Annotated in this window: 4 protein-coding genes; 1 reads left to right on the forward strand and 3 read right to left on the reverse strand. The window is 65.0% G+C overall.

Annotation, left to right across the window (positions count from 1 at the left end; all coding sequences use genetic code 11):
• The 3 genes from PHQ87_RS14675 to PHQ87_RS14685 form a co-directional block, all read right to left on the reverse strand.
• A partial coding sequence (locus PHQ87_RS14675) for an enolase C-terminal domain-like protein (protein WP_300235936.1) occupies positions 1 to 894 on the reverse strand: 894 nt, incomplete at its 3' end.
• Positions 895 to 918: 24 nt separating this feature from the next.
• Positions 919 to 1914 (reverse strand): tripartite tricarboxylate transporter substrate-binding protein, encoded by a 996-nt coding sequence (locus PHQ87_RS14680; RefSeq protein ID WP_300235939.1) that lies wholly within the window; start codon positions 1912 to 1914, stop codon positions 919 to 921.
• A gap of 31 nt (positions 1915 to 1945) precedes the next feature.
• Entirely contained in the window at positions 1946 to 3412 is a 1467-nt protein-coding gene (locus tag PHQ87_RS14685; RefSeq protein ID WP_300235942.1) for a benzaldehyde dehydrogenase, read from the reverse strand.
• Between the two features lie 157 nt (positions 3413 to 3569).
• Here PHQ87_RS14685 and PHQ87_RS14690 point away from each other — a divergent pair.
• On the forward strand, positions 3570 to 4232 hold a 663-nt coding region (locus PHQ87_RS14690; RefSeq protein WP_300235945.1), incomplete at its 3' end, for an acyl-CoA dehydrogenase family protein.

The raw sequence follows: 4232 nt of genomic DNA on the forward strand, positions 1-4232 counted from the left end.
CACCGGCAGGCCGGCCAGGCGTGCCATGGTCAGCCAGCGCTGGGCCTTGACCAGGCCACCGGCCTTTTGCAGCTTGATGAACAGGCCGTCGGCGGCGCGGCGGTCGATGATTTCCTTGATGTTGTGCAGCTCTTGCGCCGACTCGTCGGCGTAGATGGGTGTGCGCACGGCCGCGCGCAGGCGGGCCATGCCCTCGATGTCCCAGTGCGGCAGCGGCTGTTCGATCAGGTCCAGACCCGCGGAGTCGATCTTCCGGATGATGTGCAGGGCCTTTTCGTAGCTCCAGAAGCCGTTGGCGTCGATGGTCAGGTAGGCATCCGGACCGACCGCCTCGCGCACGGCATGCACCATGTCGATGTCGTCCTGGATCGTGCCATAGCCGATCTTCATCTTGAACAGCGCGAAGCCGATGTCCTTGGCCTTCTTGGCTTCGGCGGCGACGTCGTCGGGCTTGCCCGCCGACAGCACCCAGCCCTGACGGGCTCCTTCGACAGTGCGACCGCCCAGCAGTTCGTACACCGGAACGCCCAGCAGCTTGCCCTTGAGGTCGTGCAGCGCGAAGTCGACCGTGGCCTTGGCCTGGTTGTTGTCGCGCACCAGCAGGTCCATCTTGGCGACGATCTTCTCGATGTGGCACGGGTTCTCGCCCAGCAGGATGCGCGGTGCGATGACGTTGCAGATCATCGCGATGATGCTCTCCTGCAGCTCGCCCCGGTACCACGACGAGGTATCCCCGGAGTCGGCAATGCCCACGGTGCCGTCATCGGCCGTGATCTTGAGCACCACGCTGTCGATGGACGTGATGCGGGTGTTGGGCATGATCACCGGCTTCTTCAGGGGGGTGGATACGGGCAGGCATTCCACCTTGACGATCTTGCGGTCTTTGATGCTCATGTTGAGTTGTCCTCGGCGAGGGGGTCACTGAAGCTGGAAGTTGGTCTTGCGCACCTGCTCGGCCCAGAAGGCCTGGCTTCTGTCCACATAGGCCTCGAGCGTTGCGGCATCGGCGTAGGACGCTTCCATGTTCGTGGACGCGATCTTCTTCATCACCGCGGGGTTGTCGAACATGCGGCGCGTTGCTTCTTCGATGCGCTTGTACAGAGCGGGGTTGAAGTTGGCCGAGGCGTAAACGCCCAGGAAGCCGTCGGCGGGCATCTTCAGGCCGAGTTCGGTGAAGGTGGGCACGTCGGGCATGAAGGGGTTGCGGGTGTCGGCGGCCACGGCCAGCACGCGGGCTTTGCCGGTCTTGCGGTGCTCGACCAGCGCGTCACACGGCACGATCACCGACGGCACCTGCGCACCGATCAGGTCGGCGATGGCGGGTGCGGCACCACGGTAGGGCACCGGCACCATCGAGGCGCCGAAGTGCTGGCCCATCACGTAACCGACAAACTGCGCCTGGGAACCGGGTGCCGGCACGCCGTAGCTGCCCTGCGAAGAGTCCTTCTTCACCAGTTCCACGTACTCGGCCACGGTCTTGGCAGGCGAGCTCGACGGCACGGCCAGACAGGTGTAGATATTGGTGATGCGCGCGATCGGCTTCATGTCCTTCTTGAGCTCGAAGCCGGGGTTCTTGGTGATGATGGGCAGCATCACGATCTGGTGATCGATCGCGAACAGCAGCGTGTTGCTGTCGGCCGTGGAGGCCTTGAGCAGCTGGTTGGAGATCAGGCCGCCCGCGCCGGGCTTGTTCTCCACCACGACGGTGGCGCCCAGCGCCTCGGTCAGTGCCTCGCCATAGATACGGGCCAGCACGTCGGTGCCCGCACCGGCCGGGAAGCCGACCAGGATGCGGATCACGGACTTGTCCTGGGCGTGGGCCGGCGCGGCGGCGCCGCCCAGCAGGGCGAGGGCTGCGCTGGCGGCCAGCAGGGTGCGACGGGCGGTGCGGCGCAGGCTGAAACGGATGCTCATGTCGATGTCTCCTTTGTGTTTGTGGATGGAATCAGAGTGGGTAGGTGGGGGCTGTATTGCGCACCGTCGTCCATTGCCATTGGGTGAATTCGTCCCAGTTGGCGGGGCCGCCATGGCGTGAGCCGTTGCCCGATGCACCGCGGCCGCCCATGGGCATCGTGCCGTCGTCGTTCACGGTCTGGTCGTTGATGTGCACCAGACCCACGTTCAGTTGCTCGGCAAGCGCCATGCCGCGGCCGGCGTTGCCGGTGTAGATGCCGGCGGACAGACCGTATTCCGTGTCGTTGGCCAGGGCAATGGCTTCGGCTTCGTCCTTGAAACTGGTGATGGAGATGACCGGGCCGAAGATCTCTTCCTGGAAGATCGGCATCTTGGGTGTCACGCCAGTCAGCACGGTGGCCGGGAAGAAGCGGCCGTTGGCCTTGCCGCCGGCCAGCACTACGGCACCCATGCGCACGGACTCGTCCACCAGGCGCTGCACGCGCTCGGCCTGCTTGTCGGTGATCAGCGGACCGAGGGCCACGGGCTCGGTGTGCGGATTGCCCACCGGCAGCGCCTTGGCCTTTTCCGTCAGGCGCTGCGAATAGGCTTCCAGCAGCGACTCGTGCACCAGGTGGCGGCCAGCGCTCATGCAGATCTGGCCCTGGTGCAGGTAGGACGCCCAGGCGGCGCCGCACACGGCCAGGTCGAGGTCGGCGTCTTCAAGCACGATCAGCGCGTTCTTGCCGCCCAGTTCCAGTGCGACCTTCTTCAGGTGCTTGCCGGCCAGTTCGCCCACGCGCCGGCCCACGGCGGTGGAGCCGGTGAAAGAGATCATGGCGACATCGGGGTCGGTCACCAGGGCTTCACCGGCCTCGGCTTCGCCTGGGAGCATGTGCAGCACGCCGGCAGGCAGGCCGGCCGTTTCCAGCAGGCGTGCCAGCAGCACACCGCCGCTGACCGGCGTGCGCGGATCGGGTTTGAGCACCACGGCGTTGCCGCAGGCCAGCGCGGGCAGCGTGGCACGGCTGGTCAGCAGGAAGGGGAAGTTGAAAGGCGAGATCACGCCAACCACGCCGTGCGGCACGCGGCGCGCCAGGCTGGTCACGCCATCGATGCTCGGCAACACCAGACCCTTGGGCTGGGTGAGCATGGCGGCGGCTTCGTGCAGCAGGTGCAGCACCGATTCGATCTCGAACATGGCCTTGGGCTGGATGCCGCCGGTCTCGCGAATGATCCAGGTGGCGTAGGCGTCACGCTGACCCTCCAGCAGCGCAGCCGCCTTGCGAAACACGGCCGCACGGGCCTGATAGGGCATGGCCGCCCAACCCTTCTGGGCATGCCTGGCCGCCTGGCAGGCGCCGCGCATGTCCTGCGCGTTGGCCAGGGCAACCCGCGAGATCGTGCGGCCCGTGGCCGGCTCGACCACGTCGATGGCGCCGCCTCGCAGTGGCTGCCAGCCCTTCGCACCAAAGGCCTTACCTATCCACTCATTGTTTGACAAAAGATCGGTCTGCATGCTTGCTCCTTGGGGTGGTTGTCTCTAGGGTTTGGACGGATATTTCGTGTTGATGGCGGATTGTGTCGGCGAATCTGCAATTTGTCAATCAACCGGTTGGTTGACTTTTTTGAGCGAGATCGCCACAATCCGCTTCCACTGCAACATGGAGACCCCGATGACTTCAACTTACCGTTCGCCCTGGATGACCGAGGAACTCGACATGCTGCGCGTGACAGCGCGCCGCTTCTTCGAGGATGAAGTCGCGCCCAAGGCCGAGAAATTCCGCCGCCAGCACCGTATCGACCGTGATGTCTGGGAAAAGGCCGGTGAACTGGGCCTGCTGTGCATGAGCATCCCCGAGGCCTACGGTGGCATGGGCGGTACCTTCGCGCACGAAGTGGTCATGATGGAAGAGCAGGCGCGCATCTGCGACACCACCTTCGGCTTCATTCCCGGGGCCCTCAACAGCCCCGGTTTCTTCCATGGCACGGCCAGCCACGAGCAGCTGCTGAGCTGGATGCCTGACATCGCCAGCGGCAAGAAGATGATCGCCGTGGCGATCACCGAGCCCGACGCGGGCACCGACGTCAAGGCCCTGCGCACCACCGCCCGCCGTGAAGGCAATGAGTACGTGCTCAACGGCAACAAGATCTTCTGCACGCTGGGCGATCAGGCCGACCTGGTGCTCGTGGCCGCCCGCACGGGCGAGGCCGGCTCCGGCGCCAAGGGCATCTCGCTGTTCATGGTCGAGAAGGAAAAGTGCCCGGGCTTCAAGGTCAACAAGATCATCGAGAAGATCGGTCAGAACGCGCTCAACACCGCCGAGATATTCCTGGAA

The organism is Hydrogenophaga sp. (assembly GCF_028698005.1).
Taxonomy (GTDB): domain Bacteria; phylum Pseudomonadota; class Gammaproteobacteria; order Burkholderiales; family Burkholderiaceae_C; genus Hydrogenophaga.